Source organism: Dyella sp. OK004 (genome assembly GCF_900114495.1).
In the GTDB taxonomy this organism is placed as follows: Bacteria; Pseudomonadota; Gammaproteobacteria; order Xanthomonadales; family Rhodanobacteraceae; genus Dyella_D.
Window position 1 is genome coordinate 257,873 of the sequence record NZ_FOZI01000005.1, and the last position, 16,273, is coordinate 274,145.

13 protein-coding genes are annotated in these 16,273 nt (G+C 63.7%); 9 read left to right on the forward strand and 4 right to left on the reverse strand.

The features are described 5' to 3' along the window. Positions 1–18 precede the first annotated feature (18 nt). The gene (locus BM338_RS19425) at positions 19–1,683 is read left to right on the forward strand and encodes an alpha/beta hydrolase (RefSeq protein ID WP_090453966.1); all 1,665 of its coding nucleotides are present in this window, start codon (positions 19–21) and stop codon (positions 1,681–1,683) included. Between the two features lie 193 nt (positions 1,684–1,876). Continuing rightward, positions 1,877–2,410 (forward strand): DUF3761 domain-containing protein, encoded by a 534-nt coding sequence (locus tag BM338_RS19430; protein ID WP_090453968.1) that lies wholly within the window; start codon positions 1,877–1,879, stop codon positions 2,408–2,410. A 76-nt stretch (positions 2,411–2,486) separates the two neighbouring features. Here BM338_RS19430 and BM338_RS19435 read toward each other — a convergent pair whose 3' ends face one another. Together BM338_RS19435 and BM338_RS19440 are read right to left on the reverse strand one after the other, a co-directional pair. Next, complete coding sequence (locus BM338_RS19435; protein ID WP_177229423.1) at positions 2,487–4,409, reverse strand: CocE/NonD family hydrolase; 1,923 nt, start codon at positions 4,407–4,409, stop codon at positions 2,487–2,489. Positions 4,410–4,823: 414 nt separating this feature from the next. Continuing rightward, complete coding sequence (locus BM338_RS19440) at positions 4,824–5,135, reverse strand: putative quinol monooxygenase (protein ID WP_090453973.1); 312 nt, start codon at positions 5,133–5,135, stop codon at positions 4,824–4,826. A 95-nt stretch (positions 5,136–5,230) separates the two neighbouring features. On the opposite strand from BM338_RS19440, the gene BM338_RS19445 reads away from it, so the two are divergent. Together BM338_RS19445 and BM338_RS19450 are read left to right on the forward strand one after the other, a co-directional pair. Next, positions 5,231–5,587 carry a winged helix-turn-helix transcriptional regulator gene (locus BM338_RS19445; protein WP_090453975.1) on the forward strand — a complete coding sequence of 119 codons (357 nt, stop codon included), beginning with the start codon at positions 5,231–5,233 and terminating at the stop codon, positions 5,585–5,587. Positions 5,588–5,627: 40 nt separating this feature from the next. After that, a complete protein-coding gene (locus BM338_RS19450) occupies positions 5,628–6,512 on the forward strand; it encodes an AraC family transcriptional regulator (RefSeq protein ID WP_090453977.1) in 885 nt (294 codons plus the stop codon). 208 nt (positions 6,513–6,720) lie between these two features. Here the strand turns inward: BM338_RS19450 and BM338_RS19455 are convergent, their stop codons facing one another. Then, positions 6,721–7,536 (reverse strand): helix-turn-helix domain-containing protein, encoded by an 816-nt coding sequence (locus BM338_RS19455; RefSeq protein ID WP_090453979.1) that lies wholly within the window; start codon positions 7,534–7,536, stop codon positions 6,721–6,723. A 50-nt stretch (positions 7,537–7,586) separates the two neighbouring features. Then, positions 7,587–9,995: a DUF3772 domain-containing protein gene (locus BM338_RS19460; RefSeq protein ID WP_255367389.1), complete on the reverse strand. Its 2,409-nt coding sequence runs from the start codon at positions 9,993–9,995 to the stop codon at positions 7,587–7,589. 107 nt (positions 9,996–10,102) lie between these two features. Here BM338_RS19460 and nfi point away from each other — a divergent pair, with 107 nt between their 5' ends. The 5 genes from nfi to BM338_RS19485 all read left to right on the forward strand — a co-directional run bounded on the left by nfi (position 10,103) and on the right by BM338_RS19485 (position 16,273). Continuing rightward, entirely contained in the window at positions 10,103–10,801 is a 699-nt protein-coding gene (gene nfi / locus BM338_RS19465; RefSeq protein WP_255367390.1) for a deoxyribonuclease V, read from the forward strand. 489 nt (positions 10,802–11,290) lie between these two features. Continuing rightward, a complete protein-coding gene (locus BM338_RS19470; RefSeq protein WP_177229424.1) occupies positions 11,291–13,138 on the forward strand; it encodes an ABC transporter ATP-binding protein in 1,848 nt (615 codons plus the stop codon). 591 nt (positions 13,139–13,729) lie between these two features. Next, positions 13,730–14,263: a type IV pilus modification protein PilV gene (gene pilV, locus BM338_RS19475; RefSeq protein ID WP_090453985.1), complete on the forward strand. Its 534-nt coding sequence runs from the start codon at positions 13,730–13,732 to the stop codon at positions 14,261–14,263. Continuing rightward, positions 14,260–15,573 carry a PilW family protein gene (locus BM338_RS19480; RefSeq protein WP_090454195.1) on the forward strand — a complete coding sequence of 438 codons (1,314 nt, stop codon included), beginning with the start codon at positions 14,260–14,262 and terminating at the stop codon, positions 15,571–15,573. Before pilV ends, BM338_RS19480 begins: the two co-directional genes overlap by 4 nt. Positions 15,574–15,619: 46 nt before the next feature. Continuing rightward, the gene (locus tag BM338_RS19485; protein WP_090453987.1) at positions 15,620–16,273 is read left to right on the forward strand and encodes a pilus assembly PilX family protein; all 654 of its coding nucleotides are present in this window, start codon (positions 15,620–15,622) and stop codon (positions 16,271–16,273) included.

Consider the following 16,273-nt stretch of genomic DNA (forward strand, 5'->3'; position numbering starts at 1 on the left):
TGATTGGGGGAGATAGTCATGCTTCGTCGTCGTCCCGTTGTCGCTTTTTGTCTGAGCGTCGCTTTGCTGTGCAGCGCCGCGCTGGCCCGCACCGATGTGCCGCGTGCGCATCATTTTTTCCGTGTCGAACTGGGTGGCGCTGAAACCACTCCTGTTTCCGGCCGTCTGCTGCTGTTCGTGATCGACGCCAAGACGGCCAAGGCGCAGACCAAGGACGGCAAGGTCGAGGCGGTAGACGTCGATCCGCTGAACCCCGGGCAGACCCTGGTGGCCGCGCGCGAAATTGCCCGATTGGCTCCTGGTGAATCGATCGACGTGGATGCGGACGCTATGACGTTTCCCGCCGGCGTCGCGCAACTGGCGCCGGGCGATTACCTGGTGCAGGCCGTGCTCGATGCCGATCACAGCTACAACTACACCGGTCGCGGCGCGGGCGATGTGATCAGCGACGTGGTGCCGATGCGTCTGCCTGAAGCGATCATGCCCAAGTTGTCATTGGTCAAGACCTTGCCGGAGAAAGATGGCTGGACGTTGCCGCCTTCCGCGCCGCAGGCCATGCGCGATGCGATGCCGCTGGCGCAGAAACGGGCCGAGTCGATCGATTTCGTCAGCCCCTCGCTATCCGCGTTCTGGGGCCGCCCGATCCACATGCGTGGCCTGGTGCTGGTACCGCCGGGTTACGATCCGAAGGGCAAACAGCGTTTTCCGGTGGTGTATTACACCCATGGTTTCGGCGGTGGCCTTGCGCGCTTCGCGGGTCCCGTGACCACCGCTTTCGCCGCGATGGAGAAGGGCGAGATGCCGCCGATGATCTGGGTGTTCCTCGATCAATCCAGTCCCACCGGCACGCACGAATTCGCCGACTCGGTGAACAATGGTCCCTGGGGCAAGGCGCTGACCGAAGAACTGATTCCGCATCTGGAATCGCAGTACCACATGGACGGCAAGGCGCGTGGGCGTTTCCTCAACGGCCATTCCTCCGGCGGCTGGGCCACGCTGTGGTTGCAGACGCGCTATCCGAAAGTGTTCGGCGGTACCTGGTCGACCTCGCCCGATCCCAGCGATTTCCACGACTTCACCGGCATCGACTTGTATGCACCGAACGCTAACGCGTACCGCGAGCCGGACGGTTCGGCCTATCCGCTGATCCGCGACAAGGGCAAGGTGCTCGCCACCTTCCAGCAGTTCGCGCAATTGGAGCGTGTGCTCGGCGGCTACGGTGGCCAGCTCGCTTCGTTCGAATGGGTGTTCTCGCCGCGCGGCAAGGATGGACGTCCGCAGCCGATGTTCGATCGCGATACCGGCGACATTGATCCTGCCGTGGTGGCGTACTGGAGCGAGCACTATGACGTCGCCAAGCGCCTGCAGGAGGATTGGCCGAAGCTCAAGCCGGATCTCGACGGCAAGATCCACGTGATCGTGGGCACCGCCGACACGTTCTATCTGGATGGCTCCGCGCACCGGCTTAAGACTGTGCTGGACGGACTGCACGCGAAGGCGGAAGTGCGCTTTATCCCCGACAAGACCCACTTCGATCTTTACGTGGAAGGCGATGACCGTTCCGCCTTGCTCAAGCAGATCACGCGCGAGATGTATGCCGTGGCACGGCCGCCGGCCGAGCAGCCAAAGCAGCCCAAGGCAAAGCATCCAAAGAGTGGCCACAAGGTCGTGGCCACTCCGTAAAAGCTTGCGAAACAGCCGCATGAATGATGAACGTGCCTTGCGATGCGGCATGGCGTGTTCATGGTTTTGATGCATAGTCGCCGCCGCAGGCGCCGCGGAAGCGCGCCTGGGTGCATCGTCGCAGCGAACGACCGCAAGGCGGTTCCGGCGGGCGGCGATCAACGGAAGTTATTCGCGCTGGAGGGAGTCAAAAATGAAATCGTACGGTTTGATCGCAATCATGGCGGCCTGTCTGTTGGCCGGGCCTGCAGCGTTCGCTCAGCAAGCGTCGGCACCGGCGGGTTCCACCGGCCAGTGCAAGGACGGCAGCTATACCGACCACGCCGGCAAGAAGGGCGCGTGCGCGGGTCATAAGGGTGTGAAGGAGTGGTACGCCGCCGCAGCTGCAGCCGCTGCCACAGCTCCTGCCGCCGCTCCGGCGGCAGCGCCGGCCGCCACGCCGGCTGCACCAGCCGCCGCTGCGCCGAAGACTGCGCCGGCTGCCGCACCTGCTGCGGCTCCGACCGCCGCTGCCGCGCCGGCCGCGAAGAAGGGCATGCCGGAGCCGGCTGCCGCCGCCGCGCCGGGTGGCGGTCCGGGCATGGTGTGGGTCAACACCAGCAGCAAGGTCTACCACTGCCAGAACGACAAGTGGTACGGCAAGACCAAGAAGGGTGAGTACATGAGCGAAGCCGATGCCACCGCCAAGGGCTTCCATGGCGAACATGGCAAGAAGTGCTCGCCGTAAGCGCACCTGCTGATAGCGATGCAAAGAAAAAGGGCTGGCGTTTTCGCCAGCCCTTTTTTGTGCCCAGGCAGAAGGATTACTTCCCGCCTGATACCACCGGCAGGCTGATGAAGCTCGCCGTGCCCGGCGTATGCCACACGCGCTGTGTCGCCTTCTTATAGTCGTTGGCCTTGGCGTCGAAGATATTCGGCACATAGGTCTGCGGGTTGCGGTCGTACAGTGGGAACAGGCTGGACTGCACCTGCACCATGATGCGATGCCCCGGTTTGAACACATGGTTGGTGGTAGGCAGGCCGAAGCTATACAGCAGCGGCTGGTCTGGCGTGATCGCCTGCGGATGTTCGAAGCTGGTGCGATAGCGGCCGCGGAAGATATCCAGCGACACCGCCAGCTCGTAACCGCCCATGGACGGATTCGAGGCGACCGTGTCGGGATACACGTCGATCAGCTTTACCACCCAGTCGCTGTCGGAGCCGCTGGTGGACGCATACAGATTCACCTGCGGCGCGCCGCCGATATGCAGCGGCTCTTTCAGCGGTTCGCTGACATAGGTGAGTACGTCGGGGCGGCCGTCGACGAAGCGCTGGTCATTCACCAGCCAGCGCGTCCACGCGTCGTGATCGGCGAAATGCACCGGACGCGGCTGATACGGCACCGGCTTGGCGGGATCGGAAACGTATTCGTCGAACTTCGCCGCGGCGTCACCCGGTGCGGTGAACGACAGCGCGCCATCGGTGCCGAGATACAAGTCCTTCGGCTTGCTCGCGCAACCTTTGTCGCAGCTCAGCGGCCACGCCTTGTAGCGGTCCCAGCGGTTCTCGCCGGTGTTGTAGATCAGGACCGGCGGCGTGTTGGCCTTGGGCGCACCGTCCACCAGGTATTGGTCGAAGAAGGGCTTGAGCACGTCGCGGCGGAATTGCAGTGCGGTGTCGCCATCCCATTGCAGCGGGCCCAGTGAGCTGCCGTCGTAGTTCACCTGGCTGTGGCGCCACGGGCCCATCACCAAGTAGTTCTTGTCGTTGCCTTTGTCCTTCGACTCGGTGGCTTCGTAGCTGTGAATCGCGCCCCACATGTCTTCCTGGTCCCACAGGCCTTGCAGCCACATGGTGGGTACCTTCAGCGGCTGCTGCGCCATGATTTTGTCCAGCGACTGGCCCTGCCAGAACGCGTCGTAGGACGGGTGCTCGTCCAGCTTTTTCCAGAACGGCAGCTGGTCGAAGCCGTTGGCACGCGCGTAGTCGCCGGCGGAACCGGCGGCGAGGAAGTTGCTGTAATCGTCGAAGCCCACGCGCGGCGAACCTTCGCCTTTGCCCTTCTGCGCCGTCTGGCCGCGGATGTAGTCGAAGTTGGTCTGGCGGTAGGCGCCGTAGTGGAACCAGTCGTCACCCATCCAGCCATCCACCATCGGGCTTTCCGGTGCGGCCACCTTCAATGCGGGATGCGGATTGATCAGCGCCATCACCACGGTGAAGCCCTCGTACGAGGAGCCGAGCATGCCGACCCTGCCATTCGATTCAGGCAGGTTCTTCACCAGCCAGTCGATGGTGTCGTAGGCGTCGGTGGAGTGGTCGACCTCGCTCGAATTCAGCGGGCCGCGCAGCGGGCGCGTCATCACGTAGTCGCCTTCCGAGTCGTACTTGCCACGTATGTCCTGGAATACGCGGATATAGCCGCCGCGCACAAACACCTCGTCGCCCTGCGGCAGCTGCGCCAGCATGTGGGGCGACTCCGAGCGCGCCGCGCGGCCGCTGGCGTTGTACGGCGTGCGGGTGAGCAGGATCGGCGCGTGCTTGGCGCCCTTGGGAATCACGATCACCGTGTGCAGCTTCACGCCATCGCGCATCGGGATCATCACCTCGCGCTTGATGTAGTCGCTGCTCTCGGTGGGCGCCGTGAACTTAGCGGGGATATCCGGCGTGAGCGGGGCGGTCTGCGCCTGGGCGAAGCTGGCGCCGATGGCGGCGGCGAGTATGGCGGCAGCGAGCAGGGGACGACGGATCGGCATGGAACCTCCGGGCAGGCGAGCCGCCGGCGGTCCATCAGGGCGGCAGGGTGGGAATGGGCTGCGTCATTGCAAGCGTTCGACTTTAAGGGAGCTGGCGCGGGGTGCCCACCATGACTTCCTGCCTATGGGGGGTGTTTCTCCCTCTCCCCTCTGGGGAGGTGGTTGGGGTAAGGGGTGGGTGCTCGGTTCACCGCCTCTACTTCGTCACCCCGGCGTAGGCCGGGGTCCAGTGGCGTTATCGCTCGGTTTTAGCGTCTGCGTGCTCTGGCTCGCCTGCCGCGGGCTTCCGAACCGCTGCCGCGGTCCGGGTCACTTTCTCTTTGCTGGCCCAAAGAGAAATGGTCTGAAGAGCAAGCGGTGCGCTCTGTAGTCGCGCCTTTTCCAGGGTCAGGCGTCTGGCCAGAGCATTCAGTCAACCGTGCCGCCTACCACCCTGGTTGGTTCGTAATGCCGCATTTCCTCGATTTGCGGCACGTAGGGGCGGATCGCGGCCAGGAATGGGGGGAAATGTTCGCTGCGGCGGAAGCCTTGCAGGTGGTCGTCGGCTGAGGTCCAGCGGATGCGTAGCACGTATACACCGGGCTCTTCGCTGCAGCGGCTCAGCTCATAGCCCAGGCAGAACGGGCTGGCCGCCAGGCTGGCGGCGGCGCGCGCATAATCGTGCTCGAAGGCGGCGCTGTCGGCCGCAGGCAATTTGTAACGGATGTATTCCACGATCATGCAGCGTCTCCGCGGGGCACGTTGTTGGATCGGAAAGCATCATGGCGTGAAGCGGTGCCTTGCGATACGCACCGACTGGTAACTGGGGGTCTGTGATGATCCAGGATGAAGCGACAACCTATGTATGTCCGGTCGAGCTGGCGCTGCAGGCGATCGTGGGCAAGTGGAAGCCGGCGATCCTGTGGGAGCTGACTGCCGGTGCGCGGCGCTTCAGCGAGTTGCAGTCCGCGTTGCCGGGTATCGCGCACAAGGTACTCAGCCAGCAGCTGGCACAGCTGCAGCGCGATGGCATGGTGATGCGCAGCGAGCCGGCGAGCGATGCACCGCCGGGTTATATGCTGACCCTGCTGGGCGGCACGCTGCGTCCGGCGCTCGATGCGCTGGCGCAATGGGGAAAGGCGCACGGCGACCGGGTCAGTGCGAATGCGCAAGAAATGAACCGTCATCGTTGACGGTGCGCGGCAGACTGCTTGCGAGCCAAGGAGCCATGCCATGAAAAACCGTACCCGCAACGACTATCTGCAACGCATCGACCGCGTCATCGCCTTGCTGGAGCAGGCGGTCAATCAGGGCAGCGATCTGCCCGATCCCACCAGACTGGCGGAAGTCGCGCATCTGTCGCCGTTCCACTTCCATCGCGTGTATCGGGCACTGACCGGCGAAACCTTGGGCGGCACGGTGATGCGCCTGCGCATGCTGCGAGCGCTGCGTTTGCTGGCCAATCCCGATCAGCCGATTACCGAAGCCGCGCTGGCAGTGGGCTATGAAACGCCGCAGGCCTTCTCGCGCGCGTTTCGCCAGGTTTTCGATGCCACGCCGAGCGAGTGGCGCGGCCAGGACGAGCGACTGGCCGAGGCCATCGAACGCATGAGTCATGCGCCTGCCGATGCGGTACAGGCGCCAGCGCCGTTGCAGGTGGAGGTGGTTTCGATGGAGCCGTTCCGGGTGGTTGTGTTGCGCAATCGTGGCGACTACGCCGACCTCGACAAGGCTTATGGCCGCCTGTTCGCGTGGGCCGCCGAACAAGGGGTGGTACCGCATATCAGTGGTATCTACGGCTGGCCGGTGAATGACTCGCGCGACACATCGTCGGCGGACTGCGAATTCGATTGTGCGCTGGCTTTCGATCGCACGGTTGGCGTAGGCGAAGGTATGCGCATGCAGCCATTGGGCGGCGGACGCTGGGCGCGCCTGCGCCATCTGGGGTCGTATGTGGACACCGGCATCGAAGACGCGACCGACGTGCTGTTGGCGCAGTGGCTGCCGGCCAGCGGGCATGGCCTGCGTGACGTGCCATTGTTCCATCACTATCTGGATGATCCGGAGCAGACGCCCGAGGCCATGCTGCGCACGGACATCTACATACCTCTCTCATAGAGCTTGTTCGAAATCTCTGCGCTGGGAGATTGGGGGTGCTGGGTATTTTTTGTGTTCGCGACAATCGATGGGTTGTCGCGACCTGGCCGCTTATGCAGCGGGCATTCCGGCTCGCGGCAGCGAGGCGGAATGCCCGCTGCATAAGCGGCCAGGCCGCAGTAACGCATCGATTGTCGCGAATAGAAAGACATCCCTCCCAATTTCTCAATCAATCCAACGGAAGGTGATTCACATAGGGTCCGCGCGCCGCCATGAATGCCATTGGTGTCATTCCGGCGAATTCGCGGAACTCATGCACCAGATGCGCCTGATCGCTGTAGCCGTTATCGGCGGCTACGCGACTCCAGTCGATCGTATCGACGCGATGTGCTTCCTCCACCACCATGCGGAAGCGCAATAGCCGCGCGTAGCGCTTCGGCCCCATGCCGATCTGGCGGCGGAACAGTCGGCCGAAGCGATAGTCGGAGAGACCGGTGTCGCGCACCAGGGCACCGATGCGCGCGACGCGCGGTTCGCGATGCAGTACGGACAAGGCATAGCCTATCGCCTGGTCCAGTTGTGGCAGGTAGATGCGCTCCCGCAGCCAGCGTTCCAGCACGCCGAGTCGCTGCACGGGGTCGGGCGTATGCAACAGGCGCTCGCGCAGCTGACGCGCGCTGCTGCCGAACATATCCTCCAGGCCGATGTCGCGCTCGATCAGAACACCATGATCCTCGCCGGTCAGCGCATGCGCGCCGCCGGGACGGAACACCACGCCCATCACACGTACCTGTTCGGCGGTATCGATGATCTGGCTGCGCAGGCAGGGGCCACCGATCACCGCCGCCGGCGAGCGTATGCAGGCGCGTGTGGCGTCGTCGCGGTAGACGCGGGTTTCGTTTTCGTGGAGGTTGATGATCAGCGCGGCGCCCGGCGTCGGCAGCACGCGCTCCAGATGATGCGCGGCTGGCGGCATGTCCCAGTCCCACAGGCGCTCGACCAGGGCATTGAGCGGCGGTGCGGGCAGGGTGGTGCGGTATCCCATCGGCTAGCTCCTCGCGGGCCGCAACAGTCTAGTCCCGTGCCTTGGCCGCGTCAGGTTTTCTGCGGCATGGGGGCGTCGGTCGACGGGGGGATGGTGCGCACGATCATGTCCTGTGGTGTGGACAGTGGCATGTCGGCCTTGCGCAGCTGATCGATGATCTCGAACAGCAGATCACTCTTCACATTGCTGACATCGCGCGGATTGCCCACGTAGGCCGTGCACACAAAGGTCATCGAGCCGCCTTCGAGGTTGTCGAGCTGCACATTCGGCGAAGGCTTTTCCAACGTATTGGGATGTGCACTCAGTGCGTCGAAGATAATTTTCCGCGTCTTCGATGCGTCAGTGCTCAGCGGCATCGGCAGGCGGATCTGCACGCGCCCCAGCGCGCCAGCCTGGGTGACGTTGCGCACGTTCTGGGTGATCAGCTGCGAATTGGGCACGATCACAATGGAGCGATCCCACTGCTGGATCTCCGTGGCGCGCACATTGATGCGTTTGATATCGCCTTCGGCGCCACTGAGGCTCACCCAGTCGCCTACCTTCACCGGCCGCTCGGCGAGCAGAATCAGGCCGGAGATGAAGTTCTGCACGATCGCCTGCAGACCGAAACCGATGCCGACAGTCAGCGCACTGGCCACCCAGGTGATGCTCTGCAGATCCACCTTCAGCGCGCCCAGCACCAGCACAAACACCAGCACACTGCCGACATAGCCGAGCAGGGTGACGATGGACATCTGCATGCCCGGTTCCAGCGAGGTCTTGGGCAACAGTTCGTGGCCCAGCCAGCGCTTGATCAGGCGCATCACCAATGTGCCGACCAGCAGCACCAGCAAGGCGGTGAGGATGTTGCCCGGCACGATGGGCAGGGTGCCGATGGAGCGCACGGCAAACAGCTTGCCGCCGCGCGTGAGCAACTCTTCCGGACCGGCGCCATAGGGCGCGAGCAACAGCGGCAGCGCCATCAGTAACAGGAAGGCACGCGACAGGCCGGACAGCACCACCGCGGCCTGCTCCAGCCGTGCCGGGGTCACGCCGAAGGCTTCCTGGATACGGTTGCCCGCGCGCGAATCCGGCGAGAACAGGGTGGCGAACAAGTCGTTGACCAGATGCATCAACAGATACAGCGAGCCCACGATGAAACCGCCGCGCACCATCTGCCGCGCCACGAAGAAGGCAAACGCGATATAGCCGGTGAGCAGGCCGAGCAGCGAGAGCGCCACGCCGACGAAGGCCGCCGCTACCAGCAGGCCGAACCACAAGGGGCGCTTGGCCGGTGCTTCGCCCGCCGCGATCAGCGCGCGCCGCGCACTGCCCATGCGGATCAGCGCGGCCGCGACCAGCGCGGCGATCAACAGGCTGAGCAGACCATTGACCGCCACCGTCGCGGTCAGGCTGGCGCCGATATGGTGGGTGACCCGTTCGGCCACGCCAAGCAACACGGTGCACCAGGCCAGCAGCCACGGGAACGGATGCAGGCGGCGCGCCAGATCATCGGTGATCGCCGGCATGCGCCATGACGGCCGCCCCGCACTCAGCAAGGCACGACCGAGTCCAGCCATGCACGACGTCACTATCGCCAGCCGCACCAGCCCGAGCGCGAAGTCGCGCAGTTCGTCGTCCAGCGTGTTGTTCCAGTCGATGCCGAGATAGACCAGATAGGCGGCGACGCTATAGGTGAGGGTGGTGCCGAGCGTGATGAACAGCGCCAGCGCGCTGCGGCGCAGATGCCCAGACGGCATGCGATCGGTGGTGACTTGCACCAGCACGCGCTCCAGCTGCCGTCGCCCCAGCGCAAGCAGCGCGATCGCGGCGATCAGGCAAAGTATCAGCGGTGTGCGGTTGGGCGATTGCCAGGCCTGGCTCAGCGCGCCGAGCGCATCCGTGCCCAGCAGTTTCAATCCGGCCCGGTCGTCCGGCACGCTGCGCGACAGCGAGCTCCAGAACGTACCGCTCAGCGGTGACGCTGTGCGCTGGCTGATCTGCGCATCGAACAGATCGCGGCGCAGGCCGGCGATCTGCGTGGTCAGCTGCTGCGCTTCCAGGCTGAGCGTCTGCGCCTGCTTGGTCTGTGCATCCAGGTCGGCCTTGGCCTTGTTGAGCTGCTTGCGCTGGGCGACCACTTCGGCGGCTTCCGGTGGCGCGCCTTTCTCCGGTGCCGGACCGAGCACATCGAGCTTGGCCTTCAACGCATCGGCCTGTGGTGCGAGGCTGGCGCTGAGCTGGTCGGCCTGCTGCTGCAGTGCCTGCACCTTACCGTGCAGATCCACCAGCACACCGTCGTTGAGCTTGTCGGTATCGGTGAGCGCCTGCTTGATCTGGTCGAGCTGGCTGTTCAACTGGTCCACGCTGACCGGCGCAGGCTGCGGTGGCACCGTGCCCGAACTGTCCTGGGCCAGGGCGAGAGAGCTGCAGCCAATGGCCAGCAACAGGATCAGCAGGGAGCGAAGCAGGTTAGACATGGCCGGCATCATCCGGGCGCATCCGTGCAGGGTCAATCAAAACCGCCCGGGCTTTGACGGCTTGTTCAGATGCCGGGCCTCAGCCTGAGCGGATGGACTGGAAAAGCGTGATCGAGTCCGCTCCCGTGTGGCGCGGCGACGTGGCAGAGGCGCGTGCTGTGCAGAGCGAGCTGGCCGCGCGCGTAAGTCTGGTGGATGACTATCCGCCGCTGCGCGTGATTGCCGGCGTCGATGTGGGCTTCGAGGACAGTGGCGCCATCACCCGCGCCGCCGCCGTATTGCTGGATGCGGGCACGCTGGTGCCGATCGCGCAGGTGGTGGCGCGTCTGCCTACGTGCATGCCGTACATCCCTGGGTTGCTGTCGTTCCGCGAGTTGCCTGCGGTGTTGCAGGCGCTATCCGGGCTGCCGCAGGTGCCGGATATGGTGTTGGTGGATGGGCAGGGGATTGCGCATCCGCGTGGGCTGGGTATCGCGGCCCATCTTGGGGTGATCACCGGGCTGCCGACGATTGGTGTGGCGAAGACAATTTTGGTTGGCAGTCATGCGGCTGTCGGGGAGCGGCGCGGGGATCGTGCTGACCTGGTGTATCAGGGGCGGGTGATCGGCACGGTGTTGCGCAGCAAGGATCGGGTGAAGCCGTTGATTGTGTCGCCGGGGTATCGGGTGAGTGTGGAAGGGGCGGCGGAGCTGGTGTTGGCTGGGTGTACGCGGTATCGGTTACCGGAGGCTACGCGGTGGGCGGATCGGGTGGCGTCGCGGCGTGATCGATCTTCTTCCTTTCCGCTTGGCGATCTGTATAGGTAGTTCCTGCGGGAGAGTGGGTTGGGGTGAGGGCTTGGCCCTCGCGACGTCCTTCCCACTTCGTCATCCCTGCGTAGGCAGGGATCCAGTAGTGAAGCACTTCGGTTGTCGCGTCTGCGTGCTCTGGCTCGCCTGCCGCGGGCTTTCGAACCGCTGCCGCGGTCCGAGTCACTTTCTCTTTGCTGGCCCAAAGAGAAAGTAACCAAAGAGAAATGGCCTGAGAGCAGGCGGTGTGCTCTGTAGCTGTGCCTTTTCCAGTGTCAGGCGTTGGGATGGTTCTCTTCGAAGTCTGATCGTTATTCCTCATCGAAGCGCAACATCTCCCTCTCCCCTCCGGGGAGAGGGTTGGGGTGAGGGGTGGGTGCTCGGGGATGCGTTGCTACTTCGCTGCTTGAGCTCTTGCATCCTTCTAGTTTTGCCCTCAGCTTTTCTCTCCCTCGACATCTATTTCAGGCACCATGCCGTTCTTGGCATGGCGGGAGCGCCGCGATGATTTTCCGTTGGTTTGAATCGCTCATCGATGCTTTCAAGGAGCCGGTGGATGGGATGCCGCCGCAGTCGGTGTGGCGTTTTTACGTGTTTTATCTGCGCCAGGTGTGGCCGGTGTTTGCGGCGGCGATCGTGGTGGGTTTTGGTGTGGCGATTGTTGAGGTGTCGCTGTTCGGGTTTATCGGCAGCATTGTCGATATGGCGAAAGGGGTGCCGACGGCGGATTTCTTCCAGAAGCATGGGAATGAGTTGCTGTGGATGGGGCTTGTGGCGCTGATCGCACGGCCGGTGTTGATCGGGCTGCATGATTTGCTAGTGAATCAGGCGATCGTGCCGAATCTCACCAGTCGTATCCGCTGGCAGAACCATCGCTATGTGATCCGCCAGAGTCTGGGGTTTTTCCAGAACGACTACGCGGGGCGCATTGCCAATCGCATCATGCAGACGGGTGGTTCGCTGCGTGAGTCGGCGGTGCAGATTGTGGATGCGATCTGGTACGTCACCATCTATACCGGCAGCGCCATCGTGATGTTTGCGAAGGCGGATTTCTGGCTAGCCGCGCCGTTGGTGGTGTGGTTGGTGGCGTATGTCGCCACGCTGGCGTTTTTCGTGCCACGTACCAAGGAGCGTTCCTGGCGGCAGTCGGAGGCGCGTTCGCGCCTGATGGGGCGCATCGTCGATGGTTACAGCAACATCCTCACGCTCAAGCTGTTCGCGCATACGCGGCGCGAGGAGTCTTATGTGGCGGATGCCATGGGCGAGCAGATCAAGCGCATGCGCGCGATGACGCGGCTGACCACGTTGATGGATGCCACCATCACGACGCTCAACGGTTTCCTGATTGTCGGCACCTCGGCGCTGGCGATCTGGCTGTGGAGCCAGGGCAAGGTGACGGTGGGCGCGATCGCGCTGAGCACCGGGCTGGTGATCCGCATCAACAACATGTCTGGCTGGATCATGTGGGTGGTCAACGGCATCTTCGAGAATGTCGGCACGGTGCAGGACGGCATGGAGACCATCTCGCGTCCGCGCACGGTGCAGGACAGTGAAGGCGCGATGCCGCTGGAAGTCACCAACGGTGCCGTGCATTTCGACGACATCCATTTCCACTACGGCAAAGAAGGCGGGGTGATCGCCGGCCTGGCACTGGCCGTGCGTGCGGGCGAGAAGATTGGCTTGGTCGGTCCGTCCGGCGCGGGCAAGTCGACGCTGGTGAACGTGCTGTTGCGTCTGTACGACCTCGAAGACGGACGCATCCTGATCGATGGTCAGGACATCGCCCACGTCACGCAGGAAAGCCTGCGCTCGCAGATTGGCGTGGTGACGCAGGACACCTCACTGCTGCATCGTTCGATCCGCGACAACCTGCTCTACGGCAGGCCGGATGCCAGCGAGGCGCAGATCCTTGAGGCGGTGCGCAAGGCGCGCGCCGACGAATTCATTCCGCAGCTGGTGGATGGCGAAGGCCGCCATGGCTATGACGCCCACGTCGGCGAGCGCGGCGTGAAACTCAGCGGCGGCCAGCGCCAGCGCATCGCCATCGCGCGCGTGCTGTTGAAGGACGCACCGATCCTGGTGCTGGACGAGGCGACGTCAGCGCTGGATTCGGAGGCCGAGGCGGCGATCCAGGACAGCCTGGAGCTGTTGATGCGCGGCAAGACGGTGATCGCGATTGCGCATCGCTTGTCCACGATTGCGCGGATGGATCGATTGGTGGTGATGGACAAGGGGCATGTGGTGGAGACCGGCACGCATGCGGAGTTGATTGCGCATGGTGGGTTGTATGCGCGGTTGTGGAGGCGGCAGACGGGTGGGTTTGTGGCGGCGGAGGATGATTCAGTTGTCGCCTGATCCTTTTTGCTCCGGCTCTTTGCTTGATCCTTCTCCCTGTGGGAGAAGGTGGCCCGAAGGGTCGGATGAGGGTTCGGTCTCGCGCCATTCCTCCTACTTCGTCACCCCAGCGTAGGCCGGGGTCCAGTGGCGTTATCGCTCGGTTCTAGCGTCTGCGTGCGCTGGGTCGCCTGCCGCGGGCTTTCGAACCGCTGCCGCGGTCCGAGTCACTTTCTCTTTGCTGGCCCAAAGAGAAAGTAACCAAAGAGAAATGGCCTGAAGAGCAGGCGGTGTGCTCTGTAGCTACGCCTTTTCCAGTGTCAGGCGGCGGGATGTTTTCCTCCGAGCCGTTCCGCCCGGGCCTCGTCGCCACATAGGGGCGGCTACGAGCTCGCTTCGCATTCCCTACTCAAGCGCAAATAATTGCGTATGTCGCCAGGTGGATTTCGTCTCCGGTCGTCGGTGAACACCTCCCAATCTTGTGATTCACCGCATATTTTCCCTGCCTTCTCTCTCCGTTCGTCGGGTTTTTGCTGCCGCCTGTCTCATAAACCCTTGCCGTAATTACTTACGATTGTAGGGTTGGCGCAAGCTTTACAGGGGAGACAGGGGATGCGCGTCGGGTCGCGGCAGCGAGGGGTTTCGCTGATTGAGGTGTTGATGGCGGTGCTGATTTTCAGCATCGGTCTGATTGGGCTGGCCGGGTTGCTGGTGATGGCGGCGCGGTCGAATCAGGCGGCGTATCTGCGCACGCAGGTGACGTTTCTGGCTGGGAGCATGGCGGATCGCATGCGCGCCAATCCGGTGGCGGTGTGGAACGGGGCTTACAACGACATCAACTATCCGGTGACCACGGCGAAGAGCTGTGACGCCGCCGCGGCTTGTACGCCGGCGGAAGTGGCGGCGCGCGACAAGTTTGCCTGGAGCAGTCTGCTGAGCGCTGCGGTGCCGGGGCCCAAGGCGACCATCCAGTGCACTGGCCGTGATGCGGTGGGTTTCGCGCTGACGAACGACCACATCAATATGCGGCCGCCTTATGGCGGCAATTGCGTGATGCGTATCCAGTGGCAGGAGCGCAAGGCGGGCGACAAGGGCGCCAACAGTGAATCGGCGCAGCAGACGTTTGCCTGGGAGTTCCAGCCATGAAGGTCGTTCGTACACTTGGCGCCGGCCAGGCTGGTCTGACCCTGATTGAGTTGATGGTGGCGATGGTGCTGGGGCTGATTGTGGCAGCCGGCATCATCACCGTGTTTCTCTCCACTTCCAGCAGCCATCGCGTGCAAACGCAGCTGGCGCGCTTGCAGGAGGATGGCCGCTTCGCCATCACGCGGTTGGTCACGGACCTGCGCATGGCGAACGGGCAGTACTGCAGTAATTCCGGTGGCGTGAACACGGAGGGCGGCGGCATTTATCTGTCGCAGTTGCGTGCGCCGATGGTGCAGGCTGACAACTTGATGGGCGCGCTGCATGACGTGAGCACGCCGTGGGGCACGGATCCTTATCCGGCCAAACCGAGCGAGCCGTACAGCTTCCCGTCGTTTCTCTCGATGCGCGGCTATCAGTGCGGCAAGTCCTCGTGCACGCCGACGGTGCCTGATGGTCTGCCCGCTATCGGCAAGAACGTGGATGACCGCGTGGCCGGTTCCGGTGTGCTGACACTGCGTTATCTGGATGCATCGGGTGGCTGGGCGCTGGGCGGCAGCAGCACGATGGTTGCCAATGATGACGGGACAGTGCATCACGTCTCGATCAGTCCGGGTACCGGCGAACCGGCGATCGACAAAGATCACTACCAGGCCGGCGATCTGATGATGCTGGCCGACTGCTCGAACGGCCAGATCTTCGCGGCTAATCTGCAAGAGACCAACCAGTTCTATCCGGACGCCGTCGACACCGGCAACAACCTGGCGATGCCGGTGGCGCAGCAACCGTTGTCCGCGCCGCGCCTGTTCAACTTCACCCGCGATTTCAAGACGGTCACTTACTTCCTGCGTGTGGTCGATCTCGGCGATGGCCGCACCACCGGTGCGTTGACGCGCCGGGTCAACGGCGAAACCAGCGAAATCGTGCGCGGCGTCGAGCGGCTGGATTTCCTCTACGGCGTGGAAGATGCCAACGGCGCAACGCGGTTCCTTACCGCCGATCAGGTCGACGACCGTGCCGCCGGCACCATCGCCTGCCCGCCGCCGGCACCGAATCCGCTGGGCGACGACTACGGCTGCCTGTGGCGTGCGGTGAAGAACATCGAAGTGCATCTGCTGATGAACGGCCAGCAGATCAACGGCGTGCTGACCGGCAACGAGACGCGCTACGCCTACGGCATCGACGGCAACAGCTCGCCACAGCTGCCGGACGACGCGAGCAGGGCGATCAAGCCGGCGGATCAAGGTTTCGACAACCGCATGTTGCGGCGCGAGTTCAACGCGCTGGTCGCGGTGCGCAATTACAACCCCTGAGGCGGGCGCCTTGCGCGCTCCCGCCCGTTAGCGAGTGGAGTTTCCGATGTCGAAGTCGTATGGCACGCGTGTGTCCCATCGTTCGCGGCAGCAGCGCGGCGTGGTGTTGGTGGTGGCGCTGATCTTCCTGCTGCTGCTGACGATCTTGGCGATCAGCGCTTCCGGGCACTCGCTGTTGCAAGAGCGCATGGCCGGCGGCCTGCGCAATGCGCAGCAGGCCGAGCTTGCCGCCGAGACCGCATTGCGTGGCGCCGAATGGCGTCTATGGAAAGCAGGCAGCGACGGTTCGGTCAATTGCGGCACCACCGTGATCACCGATTGCTACGTACACGACCCGTCCAGCCCGATCACCACCGTGGTGGCGTTCCGCACCAAGACCGGCTGGGTGACCGATGGCGCTACCGAATACAAGGGCAACAGCGGCGACTACGACTACACCACGCTGTCGAGCAGCACGCTCAAGGCGAGCGAGCGCGAGGTGGCGGTGCTGGCGAAGAACCCGCTCTACATCATCGAAGACCTTGGCCCGGAGTTGCCGCCTGGCACCGGTCCCAGCCATGAATCGGGCGTCACCAGCAGCACCGGCACCGGCCCGTCCAATACGGGGCGCCACGTTTATCGCATCACCGCGCGCGCCACCGGTGGCAACGAGAACACCGTGCGCATGGTGGAAAGCACATTTGCCGCTAAGGGCAATTGA

Bases quoted from the DNA above. Each gene is read 5' to 3' on its own strand.
- BM338_RS19425 (WP_090453966.1), top strand. From the start codon at position 19: ATGCTTCGTCGTCGTCCCGTTGTCGCTTTTTGTCTGAGCGTCGCTTTG.
- BM338_RS19445 (WP_090453975.1), top strand. From the start codon at position 5,231: ATGATCCAGGATGAAGCGACAACCTATGTATGTCCGGTCGAGCTGGCG.
- BM338_RS19455 (WP_090453979.1), bottom strand. From the start codon at position 7,536: ATGGGATACCGCACCACCCTGCCCGCACCGCCGCTCAATGCCCTGGTC.
- BM338_RS19460 (WP_255367389.1), bottom strand. From the start codon at position 9,995: ATGTCTAACCTGCTTCGCTCCCTGCTGATCCTGTTGCTGGCCATTGGC.
- pilV (WP_090453985.1), top strand. From the start codon at position 13,730: ATGCGCGTCGGGTCGCGGCAGCGAGGGGTTTCGCTGATTGAGGTGTTG.
- BM338_RS19485 (WP_090453987.1), top strand. From the start codon at position 15,620: ATGTCGAAGTCGTATGGCACGCGTGTGTCCCATCGTTCGCGGCAGCAG.
- BM338_RS19440 (WP_090453973.1), bottom strand. From the start codon at position 5,135: ATGATCGTGGAATACATCCGTTACAAATTGCCTGCGGCCGACAGCGCC.
- BM338_RS19430 (WP_090453968.1), top strand. From the start codon at position 1,877: ATGAAATCGTACGGTTTGATCGCAATCATGGCGGCCTGTCTGTTGGCC.
- BM338_RS19450 (WP_090453977.1), top strand. From the start codon at position 5,628: ATGAAAAACCGTACCCGCAACGACTATCTGCAACGCATCGACCGCGTC.
- BM338_RS19480 (WP_090454195.1), top strand. From the start codon at position 14,260: ATGAAGGTCGTTCGTACACTTGGCGCCGGCCAGGCTGGTCTGACCCTG.